Origin of the sequence: Streptomyces sp. NPDC020681, from assembly GCF_044334895.1 — a bacterium.
In the GTDB taxonomy this organism is placed as follows: domain Bacteria; phylum Actinomycetota; class Actinomycetes; order Streptomycetales; family Streptomycetaceae; genus Streptomyces.
The window spans coordinates 235,948-254,349 of sequence record NZ_JBIRTX010000003.1 but is presented as its reverse complement, the minus strand read 5'-3'; the positions used below and the strand labels follow the sequence as shown (position 1 = coordinate 254,349).

Below are 18,402 nucleotides of genomic sequence, written 5' to 3'. Positions count from 1 at the left end.
CTGAGCAGCCTGCCTGAGCAGTTTTGAGCACGCTCCGGAACCGGCACGACACCCCTCGCTTTGCCAGGAGTGGGCCGAGCAGGGGGAACCTCGGGCCGGACTTTGCACGTAAATCTCTTCCGCCGTCATCACCGGCGGGACCACCGCCCCGGCACGGACTGCGATACGCAAGATCACAGACCGCCGTCGGACAGCACAACCGGTCGCCGAGCCAGAAGGCCGACGTCCGCTCCAGGGAAGGACCCTTCGTGAGCGACACCACCGATCTGATGGGCGTGACTGCCGACTCCAGCGTCGACACCGCCGCGCCCGCCGCAGGTGCTGCCTCTGGCACCACCTCACGGCGCCGCCGATCCGGCACCGGCCTCGAGGGCATGGTCCTGGCCGAGCTGCAGCAGGTCGCGTCCGGCCTCGGCATCAGGGGCACCGCGCGTATGCGCAAGAGCCAGCTGATCGAGGTCATCAAGGAGGCGCAGGCCGGCAGCGGATCCTCCGCGGCCAAGTCGGGCGCCGGCTCGTCCGCGCCGAAGAGCGCCGAAGCGGGCACCGCCGAGGCCGAGACCAAGCCGAAGCGCCGCGCCACGTCCAAGGCGCGTACGGGCGACGCTGCCGCCGCTGCCGAGGACAAGGCCGAGAAGGCCGTGGCCCAGCAGCAGATCGACATTCCGGGCCAGCCGGCCAGCGACGACCAGCCGGCCGGTGAACGCCGCCGTCGTCGGGCCACCGCGCAGGCGGGCAGCCCGGACGTCCAGACCGAGGCCCGCGCCGAGGCGCGTACGGACACGGCCGTGGACGTCAAGACGGAAGCGCAGCCCGACGCCAAGGCCGAGACCGCCGTCGGCGCCTCCCAGGACGGTGAGGGCCGCCGGGACCGCCAGGAGCGCGGACAGCGCGGCGACCGCCGTGACCGCGGCGACCGCCAGCGCGACCGCCGCGGCGGCAAGGGCGACGACCAGCAGCAGGGCGGTCAGCGCCAGCAGCGCCAGGGCGGCCAGCAGGGCGCTCAGGGCGGTCAGGGCGGTCCCCGCCAGGACGAGGACGACGACTTCGAGGGCGGCAGGCGTGGACGCCGCGGCCGTTACCGCGACCGCCGTGGCCGTCGTGGCCGCGAGGAGTTCGGTCCCAACGAGCCTCAGGTCTCCGAGGACGACGTCCTGATCCCCGTCGCGGGCATCCTGGACATCCTCGACAACTACGCGTTCATCCGGACCTCCGGCTACCTGCCGGGCCCGAACGACGTGTACGTGTCGCTCGCTCAGGTCCGCAAGAACGGTCTGCGCAAGGGTGACCACGTCACCGGCGCCGTGCGGCAGCCGAAGGAGGGCGAGCGCCGCGAGAAGTTCAACGCGCTGGTCCGCCTGGACTCGGCGAACGGCATGGCGGCCGAATCCGGGCGTGGCCGCCCGGAGTTCAACAAGCTGACCCCGCTGTACCCGCAGGACCGGCTGCGTCTCGAGACCGACCCGGGCGTGCTGACGACCCGGATCATCGACCTCGTGTCGCCGATCGGAAAGGGCCAGCGAGGCCTGATCGTGGCCCCGCCGAAGACCGGCAAGACCATGATCCTGCAGGCGATCGCCAACGCGATCACCGTCAACAGCCCCGAGTGCCACCTGATGGTCGTCCTGGTCGACGAGCGTCCGGAAGAGGTCACCGACATGCAGCGGTCGGTCAAGGGCGAGGTCATCTCCTCGACCTTCGACCGCCCGGCCGAGGACCACACCACCGTCGCCGAGCTGGCCATCGAGCGCGCCAAGCGTCTCGTGGAGCTGGGTCACGACGTGGTCGTCCTGCTGGACTCCATCACCCGCCTGGGCCGTGCGTACAACCTCGCGGCGCCCGCCTCCGGACGCATCCTGTCCGGTGGTGTCGACTCGACCGCGCTCTACCCGCCGAAGCGCTTCTTCGGCGCGGCGCGCAACATCGAGGACGGCGGCTCGCTGACCATCCTGGCCACCGCGCTGGTCGACACCGGCTCGCGCATGGACGAGGTGATCTTCGAGGAGTTCAAGGGCACCGGCAACATGGAGCTCAAGCTCGACCGGAAGCTCTCGGACAAGCGCATCTTCCCGGCGGTGGACGTGGACGCGTCCAGCACCCGTAAGGAAGAGATCCTGCTCGGCAGCGACGAGCTCGCCATCACCTGGAAGCTGCGTCGGGTGCTGCACGCCCTCGACCAGCAGCAGGCGATCGAGCTGCTCCTGGACAAGATGAAGCAGACGAAGTCGAACGCGGAGTTCCTGCTTCAGATCCAGAAGACCACGCCGTCCGCAGGCGGAAACGGCAACGACTGAGCCTGGTCCGGACGTCCACAGGCCCACCGTGCCGAGCGCGGTGGGCCTGTGCGCTTTCTCAAGGAGTTCTCAGACACGTGTGCAACCCTTCTCGCTGCTGTCCCGTCTGACCAAGTGCCGACAAAGGGCACTGATCACCTCGGGCGGGGGTGGCGGAAGACGCGAGAGCTGAGGAGACCATGGCCGACGAGAGCAGCAGCGGCAGCCGAATAGGCAGCCGCGGCAAGCGCCGTAAACAGCCCTCCAAGGGCCACCGGGCGATGACCGTCGCCGCGTGGTCCGTGGCCGGTCTGGTGCTCGTCGGCGGGTCCGGCCTCGGGTACGTGTACTTCAAGCTCAACGGCAACCTTCAGGGCGTCGACATCAACTCGGCACTCGGCACCGACCGCCCCGAGAACGTCGACAACGGCTCCATGGACATCCTGGTCCTCGGTTCCGACTCGCGCGCCGGCGCCAACGCCGAGTACGGCGCGGACGACGGCGCGCGCTCGGACACCGCGATGATCGTGCACGTCTACGAGGGCCACAAGAAGGCCAGCGTCGTCTCCGTCCCCCGCGACACGCTCATCGAGCGGCCCGCCTGCTCCGACGGGAACGGCAGGACCGTCTCGGGCCAGAAACGCGCCATGTTCAACACGGCGTACGAGGTCGGCGGCCCGGCCTGTGCGGTGAAGACCGTCGAGAAGATGTCCGGCATCCGCATGGACCACTACATCGAGGTCGACTTCACCGGCTTCAAGAAGCTGATCGACAAGCTCGGCGGGGTTCAGATCACCACGTCCAAGCCGATCAACGACTCCAAGAGCCATCTGAACCTTGAGCCCGGCACGCACAAGCTCAACGGCGAGCAGTCGCTCGGTCTCGTACGGACCCGCAAGAGCATCGGCGACGGCAGCGACCTGGGACGAATACAGCTCCAGCAGGCGTTCATGAAGGCCTTCATCACGCAGGTCAAGAGCATCGGCCTGTTCTCCAACCCGAAGAAGCTGCTGGACGTCGCCGACACCGCCACCAAGGCGATCACACCCGACTCCGAGCTGAACTCCGTCACGGAGCTGATGGGCTTCGCCCGCGGCCTCGGGAGCCTCGGCGCGCAGGACGTGCACATGATCACGCTGCCGGTGGAGTACGACCCGGTCGACCCGAACCGGGTGATCCCGATCAAGAGCGCGTCGCAGCAGGTCTGGACGGCGCTGAAGGCGGACCTGCCGATTCCGGCGTCCGCGGTCAAGGACTCGGCGGGCGACAAGGGCGACGCGGGCACCGTCGTGGCGGGCCAGTAGCCGGTTCGCCGGACCTGCCCTCTACGCGCCGGGAATAGTTCCGGCCGCACCCCGGTTTTGGGAGATGCGGCCAGTCCTGGCAGACTGGTACGTCGGCCCCGGTTCACGTACGAGCAATCCGCATGTACGACCCGGTGCCCTCCCGAAACTAGGAGACACCTTGAAGCGCGACATCCACCCCCAGTACGTCGAGACCCAGGTCAGCTGTACCTGTGGCGCGTCGTTCACCACCCGTAGCACCATCGAGTCCGGCACCGTCCGGGCCGAGGTCTGCTCCGAGTGCCACCCGTTCTACACGGGCAAGCAGAAGATCCTCGACACCGGTGGCCGTGTGGCCCGCTTCGAGGCCCGCTTCGGCAAGGCTTCCGGCTCCGCCAAGAAGTAGCGAGCTCACTGCGCCGGTCCTCGGCCGCCTCTGGCGGCCGGGGCCGGTGTTTTTTCGCGCTGGGGTCCGGGGGCCGCGCGGCGTCAGCCGCTGGTGTCGCAGTCCCCGGGAAAGCACAGCGCCGGCCCGTAGTACTCGTTACGAAACCAGGAGCCCCCGATGTTCGAGGCGGTCGAGGAACTGATCGGCGAACACGCCGATCTCGAGAAGAAGCTCGCCGACCCTTCGGTCCACGCCGACCAGGCGAACGCGCGCAAGCTCGGCAAGCGCTACGCCGAGCTGACCCCGATCGTCGGCACGTACCGCTCCTGGAAGCAGACCGGGGACGACGTCCTCACCGCTCGTGAACTCGCCGCCGACGACCCGGACTTCGCCGCCGAGGTCAAGGAGCTGGAGAAGCAGCGCGAGGAGCTCACCGAGAAGCTGCGCCTGCTGCTCGTGCCCCGCGACCCCAGCGACGACAAGGACGTCATCCTCGAGGTCAAGGCCGGCGCCGGCGGCGACGAGTCGGCGCTGTTCGCCGGCGACCTGCTGCGGATGTATCTGCGTTACGCGGAGCGCGTCGGCTGGAAGACCGAGATCATCGACGCCACCGAGTCCGAGCTGGGCGGCTACAAGGACGTCCAGGTCGCCGTGAAGACCAAGGGCGGCCAGGGCGCCACCGAGCCGGGACAGGGCGTCTGGGCACGTCTGAAGTACGAAGGCGGAGTGCACCGCGTGCAGCGGGTGCCCGCCACCGAGTCCCAGGGCCGGATCCACACCTCCGCGGCCGGCGTCCTCGTCACGCCGGAGGCCGAGGAGATCGACGTCGAGATCCACGCCAACGATCTGCGTATCGACGTCTACCGCTCGTCCGGCCCCGGCGGGCAGTCCGTCAACACCACGGACTCCGCGGTGCGCATCACGCATCTGCCCACCGGCATCGTCGCTTCCTGCCAGAACGAGAAGAGCCAGCTCCAGAACAAGGAGCAGGCAATGCGTATCCTGCGCTCCAGGCTGCTGGCCGCGGCCCAGGAGGAGGCCGAGAAGGAAGCCGCGGACGCGCGCCGCAGCCAGGTCCGTACCGTCGACCGCTCCGAGAAGATCCGTACGTACAACTTCCCGGAGAACCGAATCTCGGACCACCGCGTCGGATTCAAGGCGTACAACTTGGACCAAGTGCTCGACGGCGATCTCGATGCCATGATCCAGGCCTGTGTGGACGCCGACTCCGCCGCCAAGCTCGCCGCCGCCCAGTAGCCCAAGAAGTCCCGGAGGACCCGCGTGAACCTGCTGCTATCCGAGGTGGCCCAGGCCACCCAGCGGCTGGCCGACGCCGGCGTGCCCTCACCGCGCTTCGACGCGGAGGAGCTCGCCGCGTTCGTGCACGGCGTGAAGCGGGGCGAGCTGCACAACGTCAAGGACGCGGACTTCGACGCCCGTTACTGGGAGGCCGTCGCCCGCCGCGAGGCCCGTGAGCCGCTCCAGCACATCACCGGGCGCGCGTTCTTCCGATATCTGGAACTCCAGGTCGGCCCCGGCGTCTTCGTGCCCCGTCCGGAGACCGAGTCGGTCGTCGGCTGGGCCATAGACGCCGTACGCGCCATGGATGTCGTCGAGCCGCTCATCGTCGATCTGTGCACCGGCTCCGGCGCCATCGCGCTCGCCATGGCCCAGGAGGTGCCGCGTTCGCGCGTGCACGGCGTGGAACTCTCCGAGGACGCGCTGGGCTGGGCCCGCAAGAACGCCGAGGGCTCCCGCGTCACCATCCACCAGGGCAACGCCCTCACCGCGCTCCCGGAGTTGGACGGCCAGGTCGACCTCGTCATCTCCAACCCGCCGTACATCCCGCTCACCGAGTGGGAGTATGTCGCGCCCGAAGCACGTGACCACGACCCGCAAATGGCCCTCTTCTCCGGCGAGGACGGGCTCGACACTATCCGCGGCATCGAGCGCACCGCCCACCGGCTGCTGCGGCCCGGCGGCCTCGTCGTCATCGAGCACGCGGACACCCAGGGCGGCCAAGTGCCGTGGATCTTCAGCGAGGAGTCCGGCTGGGCGGACGCGGCCGACCATCCCGACCTGAACAAGCGGCCGCGCTTCGCCACCGCCCGCAAGGCGATGCCGTGACCACCCCGACCCAGTACGTGTACGAGGAGGCCCTGTAATGGCTCGGCGATACGACTGCAATGACGCGACCGACCGTACGACCGGCCTGCGCGAGGCCGCGTCCGCAGTCCGCCGCGGAGAGCTCGTCGTGCTGCCCACCGACACCGTCTACGGGCTCGGTGTCGACGCCTTCAGCTCCGAGGGAGTCGCCGACCTGCTGGCCGCCAAGGGCCGCGGCCGCAACATGCCGACGCCCGTCCTCATCGGCTCGCCGAACACGCTGCACGGCCTCGTCACGGACTTCTCCGAGCAGGCCTGGGAACTGGTCGACGCCTTCTGGCCGGGCGCGCTGACGCTGGTTGCCAAGCACCAGCCGTCGCTCCAGTGGGACCTCGGCGACACCCGCGGCACCGTCGCGATCCGCATGCCGCTGCACCCCGTCGCGATCGAACTCCTCACCGAGGTAGGCCCGATGGCGGTCTCCAGCGCCAACCTCACCGGACACCCGGCGCCCGAGGACTGCGACGCGGCGCAGGAAATGCTCGGCGACTCCGTCTCCGTCTACCTCGACGGCGGGCCGACGCCGGGCATCGTGCCGTCCTCCATCGTCGATGTCACCGGCAAGGTTCCGGTCCTGCTGCGGGCGGGCGCGCTCGACGCGGACGAGCTCCGCAAAGTCGTACCCGACCTCGAGGTGGCCAATTGACTGCCCCTGAGGGGCGTGGCATAGGTGCGGCCGCCACGGGCGACACGTTCAGAATCCTCCACGTCAGCACAGGCAACGTCTGCCGCTCGCCGATCACCGAGCGGCTGACCCGTCATGCCCTGAGCGACCGGCTCGGCGACCGGATGACGGGCGGGCTGATCGTGGAGAGCGCGGGCACGTGGGGACACGAAGGCGCCCCGATGGAGGCGAACGCGGAGGTCGTCCTCGCCGACTTCGGGGCCGACGCGACGGGTTTCGTCGGCCGTGAACTGCTCGACGAGCATGTGATCCGCGCGGACCTGGTCCTCACCGCGACCAGGGACCACCGCGCGCAGGTCATCTCGATGGGCCACTCGGCGGGTCTGCGCACCTTCACGCTGAAGGAGTTCACCCGGCTCGTACGGGCGATAGACCCGGCGACCCTGCCCGACCCGCGCGAAGGCGTGGTCGCACGGGCCCGCGCCCTGGTCCGCGCGGCGGCCGCGCTGCGCGGCTGGCTGCTGGCGCCGAGCCCGGACGCGGACGAGGTCTACGACCCGTACGGTGCGCCGATCACGTTCTTCCGCTCGATCGGCGACGAGATCAACCAGGCGCTGGACCCGGTGGTCACGGCCCTGACGGGCATCTCGGCGCGCAAGTAGGCCGTCTGCGGGCTTCTCCGCCCCCGAGGCACCCGAACCCCCCGTTACACCGGGCACACCCGCACCCCCCGGCCTACATTGGAGGAGCCGCAACTCCACGCGAGGCCCGGAGCCCAAGATGCCGGTCAGCACTGCACCCCACGCCGCCTCCGCGGCGCCCGCGGACGTCGATGCCCTGCGCCGTCAGGACCCCGAGATCGCCGAGGTGATCCTCGGCGAGCTGGCCCGGCAGAGCGACAGCCTGCAGCTCATCGCCGCGGAGAACTTCACCTCGCCGGCCGTCCTCGCCGCCCTCGGCTCGCCGCTCGCGAACAAGTACGCCGAGGGCTATCCCGGCGCCCGCCACCACGGCGGCTGCGAACTCGTCGACGCCGCCGAGCAGATCGCCGTCCGGCGTGCCACCGCACTCTTCGGCGCCGAGCACGCCAACGTGCAGTCCCACTCCGGCTCCTCCGCGGTCCTCGCGGCGTACGCGGCGCTGCTGAAGCCCGGCGACACCGTCCTCGCCATGGGTCTTGCGTACGGCGGCCATCTCACCCACGGCTCGTCCGCGAACTTCTCCGGCCGCTGGTTCGACTTCGTCGGATACGGCCTCGACGCCGAGTCCGGACTCATCGACTACGAACAGGTGCGCCACCTCGCCCGCCAGCACCGGCCCAAGGCGATCGTCTGCGGCTCGATCTCCTATCCGCGCCACCCCGACTACGCGCACTTCCGCGAGATCGCCGACGAGGTCGGTGCGTATCTGATCGCGGACGCCGCGCATCCGATGGGCCTCATCGCCGCCGGCGCCGCGCCAAACCCCGTCCCGTACGCCGATGTGGTGTGCGCCACTACACACAAGGTGCTGCGCGGACCGCGCGGCGGGATGATCCTGTGCGGTTCCGAGCTCGCCGAGCGCATCGACCGCGCGGTGTTCCCCTTCACCCAGGGCGGCGCCCAGATGCACACCATCGCCGCCAAGGCGGTCGCCTTCGGAGAGGCGGCGACACCGGCCTTCACGGCGTACGCGCATCAGGTGGTCGCCAACGCCCGTGTGCTGGCCGACGGGCTCGCGGGGGAGGGCTTCGCGATCCTCACCGGCGGTACCGACACCCATCTGATCAGCGCGGATCCCGCTCCGCTGGGTCTCGACGGCAAGACGGCCAGGGGCCGGCTCGCGGCCGCCGGACTGGTCCTCGACACCTGTGCGCTGCCGTACGGCGACGGGCGCGGCATCCGGCTCGGCACCGCGGCCGTCACCACGCAGGGCATGGGCGAGACCGAGATGGCGCGGATCGCCGCCCTCTTCACGGCGGCGATCCGTGGCGAGGGAGAGGAGGCACGGAAGGTACGTACGGAAGTACGCGAACTGGCCGGTAGATTTCCCCCTTATCAGGGGTAGCCGGAAGCGAGTGCAACCATCGCAGGCACCCGTATGTCCTCAACCATGGGGCTACCAGAGCTAGGGTGTGGGGCTGAGATGGCCAGCGATTCCTGTGGGGCAGCCCGTGCGTGATTACTTGCTGACGCTCTGTGTCACGGCGGCGGTGACCTATCTGCTGACCGGTCCGGTGCGGAAGTTCGCCATCGCGACCGGCGCGATGCCGGAGATCCGTGCCCGTGACGTCCACCGAGAGCCGACACCGCGCCTCGGTGGCATCGCCATGTTCTTCGGCCTGTGCGCCGGTCTGCTGGTCGCCGACCATCTGCAGAACCTGAACAGCGTCTTCGAGCTGTCCAACGAACCGCGCGCGCTGCTCTCCGGCGCGGCCCTGATCTGGATCATCGGCGTCCTCGACGACAAGTTCGAGATCGACGCCCTGATCAAGCTCGGCGGCCAGATGATCGCCGCCGGTGTGATGGTGATGCAGGGTCTGACGATCCTGTGGATCCCCGTTCCCGGCGTCGGCACGGTCTCGCTGACCCAGTGGCAAGGCACGCTGCTCACCGTCGCGTTGGTCGTCATCACCATCAACGCCGTGAACTTCGTGGACGGCCTGGACGGCCTGGCCGCCGGCATGGTCTGCATCGCCGCCGCGGCCTTCTTCCTCTACTCGTACCGGATCTGGTTCGGGTACATGATCGAAGCGGCCGCCCCCGCAACGCTGTTCACCGCGATCCTGATGGGCATGTGCCTCGGCTTCCTGCCGCACAACATGCATCCGGCCCGGATCTTCATGGGCGACTCCGGCTCGATGCTGATCGGCCTGGTGCTCGCCGCGGCCGCGATCTCGGTGACCGGCCAGGTGGACCCGGACGCGCTGAAGATCTTCGAGGGCAGCACCCGCGAGGCCACGCACGCCGCCCTGCCGGTCTTCATCCCGCTGTTGCTGCCGCTGACCATCATCGCGATCCCGGTCGCCGACCTGGTGCTGGCGATCGTCCGGCGTACGTGGAACGGCCAGTCGCCGTTCGCGGCCGACCGCGGCCATCTGCACCACCGGCTCCTGGAGATCGGCCACTCGCACAGCCGCGCGGTGCTGATCATGTACTTCTGGTCGGCGCTGATCGCCTTCGGCGTCGTCGCGTACTCGGTGCACTCGGCGTCGATGTGGATCGTGATGCTGATCGTCGGGCTGAGCGCGGTCGGCCTGGTGCTTCTGCTGCTGCCGCGGTTCACGCCGCGGGCGCCGCGCTGGGCGGAGGCGTTCGTCCCGCCCCGCTACCGCCGCCGCAAGGTGCGGTCGCAGCTGGTGCCCGACTCGCTCGCGTACGAGGCGGATGCGGCGCAGGAGGAGCACGAGGAGCGTGCCCCGGTCGCGGTGGGCGTCAACGGCGTCAACGGGGCGACCGCGGTGGGCCCCCGTTCGCGCTTCCCGGACCGCCGGAAGGCCGGCACGCGCGGCTGACGTGTCGCGCTTTGTCGCCCATTACCAGACATAGCGGCGAGCTGTCGTGCACACACGCGCGCGTTAGCTCTCATGTGTGATGGTTGGCACACTCCCGGGTAAAGACCTATTCAAATAGTTTGTGATACCGTTCACGAGACCCGGAGACAGAGCCGAAAGACCGTGGTGCGACGGTCTGTTGGCCGCCGAGGCCCATCTCGGACCGGGATTACGCTCGTCCATGACGACACCACTGCCCCCACCAGCAAGCGGAGCTGCCGCCATGCCGACCAATGACGTCCGGACTCTCCTTCACACCGCCGTGCCCACAGCTGTCGCCGGCGCTGTCGCCGTTGCGATCAGCGCGGGGGTCGCCGGCGGCAAGGGAGCGATCGGCGCCGCCGTCGGCACTCTGGTGGTCATCCTCTTCATGGGAATCGGCATCGTCGTGCTCCAGCGGACGGCCAAATCGCTGCCGCATCTGTTCCAGGCCATGGGGCTGATGCTCTATACAGCACAGATTCTGCTGCTGTTCATCTTCGTGGCGGCGTTCAAGGACACCACGCTGTTCAACCCCAAGGCCTTCGCCATCACGATTGTCGCCACGACCGTCGTGTGGGTCGCCGCACAGGCCCGTGCGTACATGAAGGCCAAGATCCTCTATGTGGATCCTGATGCCGCGAAGGGTGAAAAGCCCGAGAAGACGGGGTCTTCGACGTGAAGGGTAGGGCCGGGATAAGCGCCCGTTCGGGTTCCTGCTATCGTCCGGTTCCAACTGCGGCACTGCGGGCGCGGGCATCTGAGCTGACGCCTGCACATGCGCGAGGCTCACTGCCTGCCAGCCGCCCCCACATCCGTTACACCAGTCCAGTGCCGAACCGCGGCTGCGCGCCGCGCCGACACAACGAGGTTGCCGTACACATGCGCCACGCTGAAGGAGCCCGCGGTGAGTGCTGACCCCCAGATGCTCGCCTTTGATGCGAACTGCCAGATCTTTTCCGGCTGTGGCTTCCCGGCCCCGGGTCTCCATACGTTCATGTACGAGCCCCTGTTCACGGTGGGCGGCTTCGAGTTCAGCAAGCCGATGCTGCTTGCTTTCCTGGGCACCGCCGTGGTCGTCGGATTCTTCTGGGCGGCTTTCAACAAGCCGAAGCTGGTGCCGGGCAAGATCCAGATGATCGGCGAAGCCGGTTACGACTTCGTCCGCCGTGGAATCGTCTACGAGATCATCGGCAAGAAGGACGGTGAGAAGTACGTCCCCTTGATGGTGTCGCTCTTCTTCTTCGTCTGGATGCTCAATCTCTGGTCGATCATTCCGCTCGCCCAGTTCCCGGTGACGTCGCTCATCGCGTTCCCGGCGGCACTCGCCCTGATCGTGTACGTGGTCTGGGTGAGCCTGACCTTCAAGAAGCACGGATTTGTCGGCGGCTGGAAGAACATCACCGGCTACGACAAGTCGCTCGGCCCGATCCTGCCGCTGATCGTGTTCCTGGAGTTCTTCTCGAACCTGATCATCCGGCCGTTCACGCACGCGGTCCGGCTCTTCGCGAACATGTTCGCCGGTCACCTGCTCATCGTGATGTTCACGATCGCCAGCTGGTACCTGCTCAACGGCATCGGCGTCGTCTACGCCGGCACCTCGTTCGTGATGGTCATCGTGATGACCGGCTTCGAGCTCTTCATCCAGGCCGTCCAGGCGTACGTCTTCGTCCTCCTGGCCTGCAGCTACATCCAGGGCGCGCTCGCCGAGCACCACTGAGTCAGCCCCACCCGCCCACCTCCAACCAGTCGTCCGGTGGCCAACCCCCACCGGGTCCTTGAAAGAGAAGGAAGAACCGGCATGTCCGCTCTCCAGACCCTTGCCGCGGTCGAAGGTAACGTCGCTTCCATCGGTTACGGCCTTGCGGCCATCGGCCCCGGCGTCGGCGTCGGCATCATCTTCGGTAACGGCACCCAGGCCCTCGCGCGTCAGCCCGAGGCGGCCGGTCTGATCCGTACCAACCAGATCATGGGTTTCGCCTTCTGTGAGGCGCTCGCCCTCATCGGCATCGTCATGGGCTTCGTCTACTAAGCCGGATTCGGCTTGGACGACAGCCCCACCATTTCACGGAAGGCACTGATGTGAACGCTCTGTTCCTGCTTGCGGCGGAGGCGGAGGAGCAGCCTCCTCTCATCCCGCATCCCGACGAGCTCATCATCGGCCTGATCGCCTTCGTCATCGTCTTCGGTTTCCTCGCAAAGAAGCTTCTCCCGAACATCAACAAGGTTCTGGAAGAGCGCCGTGAGGCCATCGAGGGTGGCATCGAGAAGGCCGATGCGGCCAAGATCGAGGCCGAGAGCGTGCTCGAGCAGTACAAGGCTCAGCTCGCCGAGGCCCGCCACGAAGCCGCTCGTATGCGCCAGGAGGCGACCGAGCAGGGCACCGCGATCATCCAGGAGATGAAGGCGGAAGGCCAGCGGCAGCGTGAAGAGATCATCGCGACCGGCCACGCCCAGATCGAGGCCGACCGCAAGGCCGCGTCCGCGGCACTGCGCCAGGACGTGGGCAAGCTCGCCACCGACCTGGCCGGCAAGCTCGTGGGTGAGTCCCTCGAGGACCACGCCCGGCAGAGCCGGACCATCGACCGCTTCCTCGACGAGCTCGAGGAGAAGGCCGAGGCCGCGCGATGAACGGAGCGAGCCGCGAGGCACTGGCCACCGCACGTGAGTCCCTCGACGCGCTGACGGACAACACGTCCGTCGACGCGGCGAAGCTCGCCGAGGACCTGGCCGCCGTCACCGCGCTGCTCGACCGCGAGGTGTCGCTGCGTCGGGTTCTGACCGACCCGGCGCAGGCCGGCGAGGCCAAGGCCGAGCTGGCGACGCGCCTGCTGGGCGGTCAGGTGGGCGGCGAGGCCGTCGATCTGATCTCCGGCATGGTCCGTTCCCGCTGGTCGCGGTCGCGCGACCTGGTCGACGCGATCGAGGAGCTGGCGGCCACCGCCGACCTCACCGCGGCCCAGCGGGCCGGTGCGCTCGACGACGTCGAGGACGAGCTGTTCCGGTTCGGCCGGATCGTCGCGTCCAGCACCGGGCTGCGTTCGGCGCTGACCGACAAGACCGCGAGCTCGTCCGCCAAGGGCGAGCTGCTGCGGAGCCTGCTCGGCGGCAAGGCCAATCCGGCCACCGAGCGTCTGGTCGTCCGTCTTGTTACCAAGCCCCGTGGACGTAGCCTGGAACAGGGACTCGAGTCCCTGTCCAAGCTCGCCGCGGCGCGCAGGGACCGGATGGTGGCGGTCGTCGTCTCGGCGGTACCGCTCACCGACCAGCAGAAGCAGCGCCTCGGCGCGGTGCTGACGAGGATGTACGGCCGCGAGATGCACCTGAACCTCGACGTGGACCCCGAGGTCCTCGGCGGGATCTCGGTGCGGGTCGGCGACGAGGTCATCAACGGCACCATCGCGGACCGTCTCGACGAGGCGTCCCGCCGCATGGCCGGCTGATCAGCCGCCACCAACTGAACAAGCAGTAACAGCGGCCCGGTTGGGCCGTGCAGAAATTGCAGAAGATTCCTGGGGGTCGCCCCCAGACCCCCTTAAGAAACTTCGGGCCCAACAAGGAGAGCAGGGAACCCAGATGGCGGAGCTCACGATCCGGCCGGAGGAGATCCGGGACGCGCTGGAGAACTTTGTCCAGTCGTACCAGCCGGACGCGGCCTCGCGCGAGGAGGTCGGTACGGTCAGCGTTGCCGGCGACGGCATCGCGAAGGTCGAGGGTCTGCCCTCGGCCATGGCGAACGAACTGCTGAAGTTCGAGGACGGCACCCTCGGTCTCGCCCTCAACCTCGAGGAGCGCGAGATCGGTGCGGTCATCCTCGGTGAGTTCAGCGGTATCGAGGAGGGCCAGCCGGTGCAGCGCACCGGTGAGGTTCTCTCCGTCGGCGTCGGCGAGGGCTACCTCGGCCGCGTCGTCGACCCGCTCGGCAACCCGATCGACGGCCTCGGCGAGATCGAGACCGACGGACGCCGCGCCCTCGAGCTGCAGGCCCCTGGCGTCATGGTCCGTAAGTCGGTGCACGAGCCGATGCAGACCGGCTACAAGGCTGTCGACGCCATGGTGCCGATCGGCCGCGGCCAGCGTCAGCTGATCATCGGTGACCGTCAGACCGGCAAGACCGCTCTGGCCGTCGACACGATCATCAACCAGCGCGACAACTGGCGCTCGGGCGACCCGAAGAAGCAGGTCCGCTGCATCTACGTCGCCATCGGCCAGAAGGGCTCCACCATCGCGTCCGTGCGCGGCGCGCTGGAGGAGGCCGGCGCCCTCGAGTACACGACGATCGTCGCGGCTCCGGCGTCCGACCCGGCCGGCTTCAAGTACCTGGCGCCGTACACCGGTTCGGCCATCGGCCAGCACTGGATGTACGCCGGCAAGCACGTCCTGATCATCTTCGACGACCTGTCGAAGCAGGCCGACGCCTACCGCGCCGTCTCGCTGCTGCTGCGCCGCCCGCCGGGCCGTGAGGCCTACCCGGGTGACGTCTTCTACCTGCACTCGCGTCTGCTGGAGCGCTGCGCCAAGCTCTCCGACGACATGGGCGCCGGTTCGATGACGGGCCTGCCGATCGTCGAGACCAAGGCGAACGACGTGTCGGCGTTCATCCCGACCAACGTCATCTCCATCACCGACGGCCAGTGCTTCCTGGAGTCCGACCTGTTCAACGCCGGCCAGCGTCCGGCCCTGAACGTCGGTATCTCGGTCTCCCGCGTCGGTGGCTCGGCCCAGCACAAGGCCATGCGCCAGGTGTCCGGCCGACTTCGCGTGGACCTCGCCCAGTACCGCGAGCTCGAGGCGTTCGCCGCCTTCGGCTCCGACCTGGACGCGGCCTCCAAGGCGCAGATGGAGCGCGGCAAGCGCATGGTCGAGCTGCTCAAGCAGGCTCAGTACCAGCCCATGCCCATCGAGGAGCAGATCGTTTCCGTCTGGGCCGGCACCACCGGCAAGATGGACGACGTCCCGGTCAATGACATCCGCCGCTTCGAGACCGAGCTGCTCGAGCACCTGCGCCGTGAGCGCAAGGAGCTGCTGACCAGCATCGCCGAGGGCGCCAAGATGTCCGACGACACGCTGCAGTCGGTCGCTGACGCGATCGCCGGCTTCAAGCGTCAGTTCGAGACCTCGGACGGCAAGCTTCTGGGCGACGACGCGCCGGTCAGCACGGCCAAGTGACGACGGAAGGGACCTGACTCATGGGAGCCCAGCTCCGGGTCTACAAGCGTCGCATCAAATCCGTCACCGCGACCAAGAAGATCACCAAGGCGATGGAGATGATCGCCGCCTCGCGCATCGTCAAGGCGCAGCGCCAGGTGGCGGCCTCCACGCCGTACGCGACCGAGCTCACCCGCGCGGTGACCGCGGTGGCGACCGGGTCGAACACGAAGCACCCCCTCACCACCGAGGCGGAGTCTCCGGTCCGTGCCGCGATCCTGCTCATCACGAGCGACCGCGGTCTGGCCGGCGGCTACTCCGCCAACGCCATCAAGGCGGCGGACCAGCTCACCGAGCGGCTCCGCGGCGAGGGCAAGGAGGTCGACACGTACATCGTCGGCCGCAAGGGTGTCTCGTACTACGGCTTCCGTGAGCGCAAGGTCACGGAGTCGTGGACCGGCTTCACCGACAACCCGACCTACACGGACGCCAAGAAGGTGGCCGGCCCGCTGATCGCGGCCGTCCAGCAGGACACGGCCGAGGGCGGCGTGGACGAGCTCCACATCGTCTTCACCGAGTTCATCTCGATGCTGACGCAGACGCCGGTACAGAACCGGCTGCTGCCCCTCAGCTTGGAGAAGGCGGCCGAGGAGTCGGAGAAGAAGGGCGAGATCCTTCCGCTGTTCGACTTCGAGCCGTCGGCGGAGGACGTCCTCGACGCCCTGCTGCCGCGGTACGTCGAGAGCCGGATCTACAACGCGCTGCTCCAGGCCGCTGCTTCCAAGCACGCTGCCACCCGCCGCGCGATGAAGTCGGCGACCGACAACGCCGGGGAGCTCATCAAGAGCCTCTCCCGGCTTGCCAACGCGGCCCGCCAGGCCGAAATCACCCAGGAAATCAGCGAGATCGTCGGTGGCGCCAACGCCCTGGCCGACGCGACCGCGGGGAGTGACAAGTAATGACGACCACTGTTGAGACGGCCGCCGCCACGGGCCGCGTCGCCCGGGTCATCGGCCCGGTCGTCGACGTGGAGTTCCCCGTCGACGCGATGCCGGAGATCTACAACGCGCTCACCGTCGAGGTGGCCGACCCGGCCCTCGACGGGGCCATGAAGACCCTGACGCTCGAGGTTGCCCAGCACCTCGGCGAGGGCCTGGTCCGCGCGATCTCGATGCAGCCCACCGACGGTCTGGTCCGCCAGGCCCAGGTGACCAACACGGGTGCGGGCATCACCGTCCCGGTCGGTGACATCACCAAGGGCAAGGTGTTCAACACCCTCGGTGAGATCCTGAACGTGGACCCGTCCACGGTCGAGATCACCGAGCGCTGGCCGATCCACCGCAAGGCGCCGCGCTTCGACCAGCTCGAGTCGAAGACCGAGATGTTCGAGACGGGCGTCAAGGTCATCGACCTGCTCACCCCGTACGTCAAGGGTGGAAAGATCGGTCTGTTCGGTGGCGCCGGTGTCGGCAAGACCGTTCTGATCCAGGAAATGATCTACCGCGTCGCCAACAACCACGACGGTGTGTCGGTGTTCGCGGGCGTCGGTGAGCGTACCCGTGAGGGCAACGACCTCATCGAGGAGATGACCGAGTCCGGCGTCATCGACAAGACGGCGCTTGTCTTCGGTCAGATGGACGAGCCGCCGGGCACGCGTCTGCGCGTCGCGCTGGCCGGTCTGACCATGGCGGAGTACTTCCGCGATGTGCAGAAGCAGGACGTGCTCTTCTTCATCGACAACATCTTCCGGTACACCCAGGCCGGCTCCGAGGTGTCCACCCTGCTCGGCCGTATGCCGTCCGCGGTGGGTTACCAGCCGAACCTGGCCGACGAGATGGGTCTGCTGCAGGAGCGCATCACCTCGACGCGTGGACACTCGATCACCTCGATGCAGGCGATCTACGTCCCCGCGGACGACCTGACCGACCCGGCCCCGGCCACCACGTTCGCCCACCTCGACGCGACGACGGTGCTTTCCCGTCCGATCTCCGAGAAGGGCATCTACCCGGCCGTGGACCCGCTGGACTCCACGTCCCGGATCCTGGACCCGCGCTACATCGCGCAGGAGCACTACGACGCCGCCACGCGCGTCAAGGGAATCCTGCAGAAGTACAAGGACCTCCAGGACATCATCGCGATCCTCGGTATCGACGAGCTGGGCGAGGAGGACAAGCTCGTTGTCCACCGTGCCCGTCGCGTCGAGCGCTTCCTGTCGCAGAACACCCACGTCGCCAAGCAGTTCACCGGCGTGGACGGTTCGGACGTGCCGCTCGACGAGTCGATCGCCGCGTTCAACGCGATCTGCGACGGTGAGTACGACCACTTCCCCGAGCAGGCGTTCTTCCTGTGCGGTGGCATTGAGGACCTCAAGGCCAACGCCAAGGAGCTCGGCGTCTCCTGAGTCCGCTGACTCGTGAAGGGGGGCGGGGTCCGTCCCGCCCCTCTTCGTACGCCCCGTAGAATTGACCTAACACCCGGCAGAACCGCCGGGTGGTGACCCGAGGAGCCACCCTTGGCTGCTGAGCTGCATGTCGAGCTGGTCGCCGCGGACCGAAAGGTCTGGTCCGGCGAGGCCACCCTGGTCGTCGCGCGCACCACGTCCGGCGACATCGGCGTCATGCCCGGTCACCAGCCGCTGCTCGGTGTGCTGGAGTCGGGCCCGGTGACAATCCGTACAAGCTCCGAAGACGGAGCGGGGACGGTCGTCGCCGCGGTGCACGGCGGATTCATCTCGTTCGCCGACAACAAGCTGTCCCTGCTGGCGGAGATCGCCGAGCTTGCGGACGAGATCGACGAACAGCGCGCCGAGCGTGCGCTGGAGCGCGCCAAGTCGGGCGAGGACGACGCCGCCGAGCGTCGCGCCGACGTCCGGCTGCGTGCGGTGGCGGTGCGCTGAGCACCCCGCAGACAGTCGACGCCCTCAGCCGCGGCCCGGGCTGGATTCCTCCAGACCGTGCCGCGGCTGAGGCGATGCAGGTGCCAGGGGGAACGCGTTTGCGCACGAGGAC

Annotated in this window: 18 protein-coding genes; all 18 read left to right on the top strand. The window is 68.3% G+C overall.

Annotation, left to right across the window (positions count from 1 at the left end; translation table 11 throughout):
* Nucleotides 1–248: 248 nt before the first annotated feature.
* The 18 genes from rho to ACH4YL_RS08165 all read left to right on the top strand — a co-directional run bounded on the left by rho (nucleotide 249) and on the right by ACH4YL_RS08165 (nucleotide 18,290).
* On the top strand, nucleotides 249–2,294 hold the full coding sequence (gene rho, locus ACH4YL_RS08250) for a transcription termination factor Rho (protein WP_398505997.1): 2,046 nt from the start codon (nucleotides 249–251) through the stop codon (nucleotides 2,292–2,294).
* Nucleotides 2,295–2,473: 179 nt separating this feature from the next.
* The gene (locus ACH4YL_RS08245) at nucleotides 2,474–3,577 is read left to right on the top strand and encodes an LCP family protein (RefSeq protein ID WP_398505995.1); all 1,104 of its coding nucleotides are present in this window, start codon (nucleotides 2,474–2,476) and stop codon (nucleotides 3,575–3,577) included.
* Nucleotides 3,578–3,737: 160 nt separating this feature from the next.
* Entirely contained in the window at nucleotides 3,738–3,962 is a 225-nt protein-coding gene (rpmE, locus tag ACH4YL_RS08240; RefSeq protein ID WP_398505994.1) for a 50S ribosomal protein L31, read from the top strand.
* A 159-nt stretch (nucleotides 3,963–4,121) separates the two neighbouring features.
* Nucleotides 4,122–5,201, top strand: coding sequence for a peptide chain release factor 1 (gene prfA, locus ACH4YL_RS08235; RefSeq protein WP_398505993.1), 1,080 nt, complete (start codon nucleotides 4,122–4,124; stop codon nucleotides 5,199–5,201).
* Nucleotides 5,202–5,225: 24 nt separating this feature from the next.
* Entirely contained in the window at nucleotides 5,226–6,071 is an 846-nt protein-coding gene (gene prmC, locus ACH4YL_RS08230; RefSeq protein WP_398505991.1) for a peptide chain release factor N(5)-glutamine methyltransferase, read from the top strand.
* Nucleotides 6,072–6,108: 37 nt separating this feature from the next.
* Nucleotides 6,109–6,756 carry an L-threonylcarbamoyladenylate synthase gene (locus tag ACH4YL_RS08225; RefSeq protein ID WP_398505989.1) on the top strand — a complete coding sequence of 216 codons (648 nt, stop codon included), beginning with the start codon at nucleotides 6,109–6,111 and terminating at the stop codon, nucleotides 6,754–6,756.
* Nucleotides 6,753–7,397, top strand: coding sequence for a protein-tyrosine-phosphatase (locus tag ACH4YL_RS08220; RefSeq protein ID WP_398505987.1), 645 nt, complete (start codon nucleotides 6,753–6,755; stop codon nucleotides 7,395–7,397). The genes ACH4YL_RS08225 and ACH4YL_RS08220 overlap by 4 nt, the downstream gene beginning before the upstream one ends.
* A 118-nt stretch (nucleotides 7,398–7,515) precedes the next feature.
* Nucleotides 7,516–8,781 (top strand): serine hydroxymethyltransferase, encoded by a 1,266-nt coding sequence (gene glyA / locus ACH4YL_RS08215; protein ID WP_398505985.1) that lies wholly within the window; start codon nucleotides 7,516–7,518, stop codon nucleotides 8,779–8,781.
* 94 nt (nucleotides 8,782–8,875) lie between these two features.
* Entirely contained in the window at nucleotides 8,876–10,228 is a 1,353-nt protein-coding gene (locus ACH4YL_RS08210; RefSeq protein WP_398505983.1) for an MraY family glycosyltransferase, read from the top strand.
* Between the two features lie 262 nt (nucleotides 10,229–10,490).
* Complete coding sequence (locus ACH4YL_RS08205) at nucleotides 10,491–10,928, top strand: hypothetical protein (RefSeq protein WP_398506623.1); 438 nt, start codon at nucleotides 10,491–10,493, stop codon at nucleotides 10,926–10,928.
* 225 nt (nucleotides 10,929–11,153) lie between these two features.
* Complete coding sequence (gene atpB, locus ACH4YL_RS08200; RefSeq protein ID WP_398505981.1) at nucleotides 11,154–11,966, top strand: F0F1 ATP synthase subunit A; 813 nt, start codon at nucleotides 11,154–11,156, stop codon at nucleotides 11,964–11,966.
* An 81-nt stretch (nucleotides 11,967–12,047) separates the two neighbouring features.
* Nucleotides 12,048–12,278: an ATP synthase F0 subunit C gene (atpE, locus tag ACH4YL_RS08195; RefSeq protein ID WP_137993321.1), complete on the top strand. Its 231-nt coding sequence runs from the start codon at nucleotides 12,048–12,050 to the stop codon at nucleotides 12,276–12,278.
* Between the two features lie 50 nt (nucleotides 12,279–12,328).
* Nucleotides 12,329–12,877, top strand: coding sequence for a F0F1 ATP synthase subunit B (locus ACH4YL_RS08190; RefSeq protein ID WP_398505979.1), 549 nt, complete (start codon nucleotides 12,329–12,331; stop codon nucleotides 12,875–12,877).
* The gene (locus tag ACH4YL_RS08185; protein ID WP_398505977.1) at nucleotides 12,874–13,689 is read left to right on the top strand and encodes a F0F1 ATP synthase subunit delta; all 816 of its coding nucleotides are present in this window, start codon (nucleotides 12,874–12,876) and stop codon (nucleotides 13,687–13,689) included. Before ACH4YL_RS08190 ends, ACH4YL_RS08185 begins: the two co-directional genes overlap by 4 nt.
* 133 nt (nucleotides 13,690–13,822) lie before the next feature.
* Complete coding sequence (gene atpA, locus ACH4YL_RS08180) at nucleotides 13,823–15,415, top strand: F0F1 ATP synthase subunit alpha (protein ID WP_398505976.1); 1,593 nt, start codon at nucleotides 13,823–13,825, stop codon at nucleotides 15,413–15,415.
* Nucleotides 15,416–15,435: 20 nt separating this feature from the next.
* A complete protein-coding gene (locus tag ACH4YL_RS08175; RefSeq protein ID WP_398505974.1) occupies nucleotides 15,436–16,353 on the top strand; it encodes a F0F1 ATP synthase subunit gamma in 918 nt (305 codons plus the stop codon).
* Complete coding sequence (atpD, locus tag ACH4YL_RS08170; RefSeq protein WP_398505972.1) at nucleotides 16,353–17,795, top strand: F0F1 ATP synthase subunit beta; 1,443 nt, start codon at nucleotides 16,353–16,355, stop codon at nucleotides 17,793–17,795. The genes ACH4YL_RS08175 and atpD overlap by 1 nt, the downstream gene beginning before the upstream one ends.
* A gap of 111 nt (nucleotides 17,796–17,906) precedes the next feature.
* Entirely contained in the window at nucleotides 17,907–18,290 is a 384-nt protein-coding gene (locus ACH4YL_RS08165) for a F0F1 ATP synthase subunit epsilon (protein WP_398505970.1), read from the top strand.
* Nucleotides 18,291–18,402: the final 112 nt, after the last annotated feature.

What these genes read in the sequence shown, in the direction of transcription:
- ACH4YL_RS08245 (WP_398505995.1), top strand. Translation starts at nt 2,474, where the DNA reads ATGGCCGACGAGAGCAGCAGCGGCAGCCGAATAGGCAGCCGCGGCAAG.
- prfA (WP_398505993.1), top strand. Translation starts at nt 4,122, where the DNA reads ATGTTCGAGGCGGTCGAGGAACTGATCGGCGAACACGCCGATCTCGAG.
- ACH4YL_RS08225 (WP_398505989.1), top strand. Translation starts at nt 6,109, where the DNA reads ATGGCTCGGCGATACGACTGCAATGACGCGACCGACCGTACGACCGGC.
- glyA (WP_398505985.1), top strand. Translation starts at nt 7,516, where the DNA reads ATGCCGGTCAGCACTGCACCCCACGCCGCCTCCGCGGCGCCCGCGGAC.
- ACH4YL_RS08205 (WP_398506623.1), top strand. Translation starts at nt 10,491, where the DNA reads ATGCCGACCAATGACGTCCGGACTCTCCTTCACACCGCCGTGCCCACA.
- atpE (WP_137993321.1), top strand. Translation starts at nt 12,048, where the DNA reads ATGTCCGCTCTCCAGACCCTTGCCGCGGTCGAAGGTAACGTCGCTTCC.
- ACH4YL_RS08185 (WP_398505977.1), top strand. Translation starts at nt 12,874, where the DNA reads ATGAACGGAGCGAGCCGCGAGGCACTGGCCACCGCACGTGAGTCCCTC.
- atpA (WP_398505976.1), top strand. Translation starts at nt 13,823, where the DNA reads ATGGCGGAGCTCACGATCCGGCCGGAGGAGATCCGGGACGCGCTGGAG.
- ACH4YL_RS08175 (WP_398505974.1), top strand. Translation starts at nt 15,436, where the DNA reads ATGGGAGCCCAGCTCCGGGTCTACAAGCGTCGCATCAAATCCGTCACC.
- atpD (WP_398505972.1), top strand. Translation starts at nt 16,353, where the DNA reads ATGACGACCACTGTTGAGACGGCCGCCGCCACGGGCCGCGTCGCCCGG.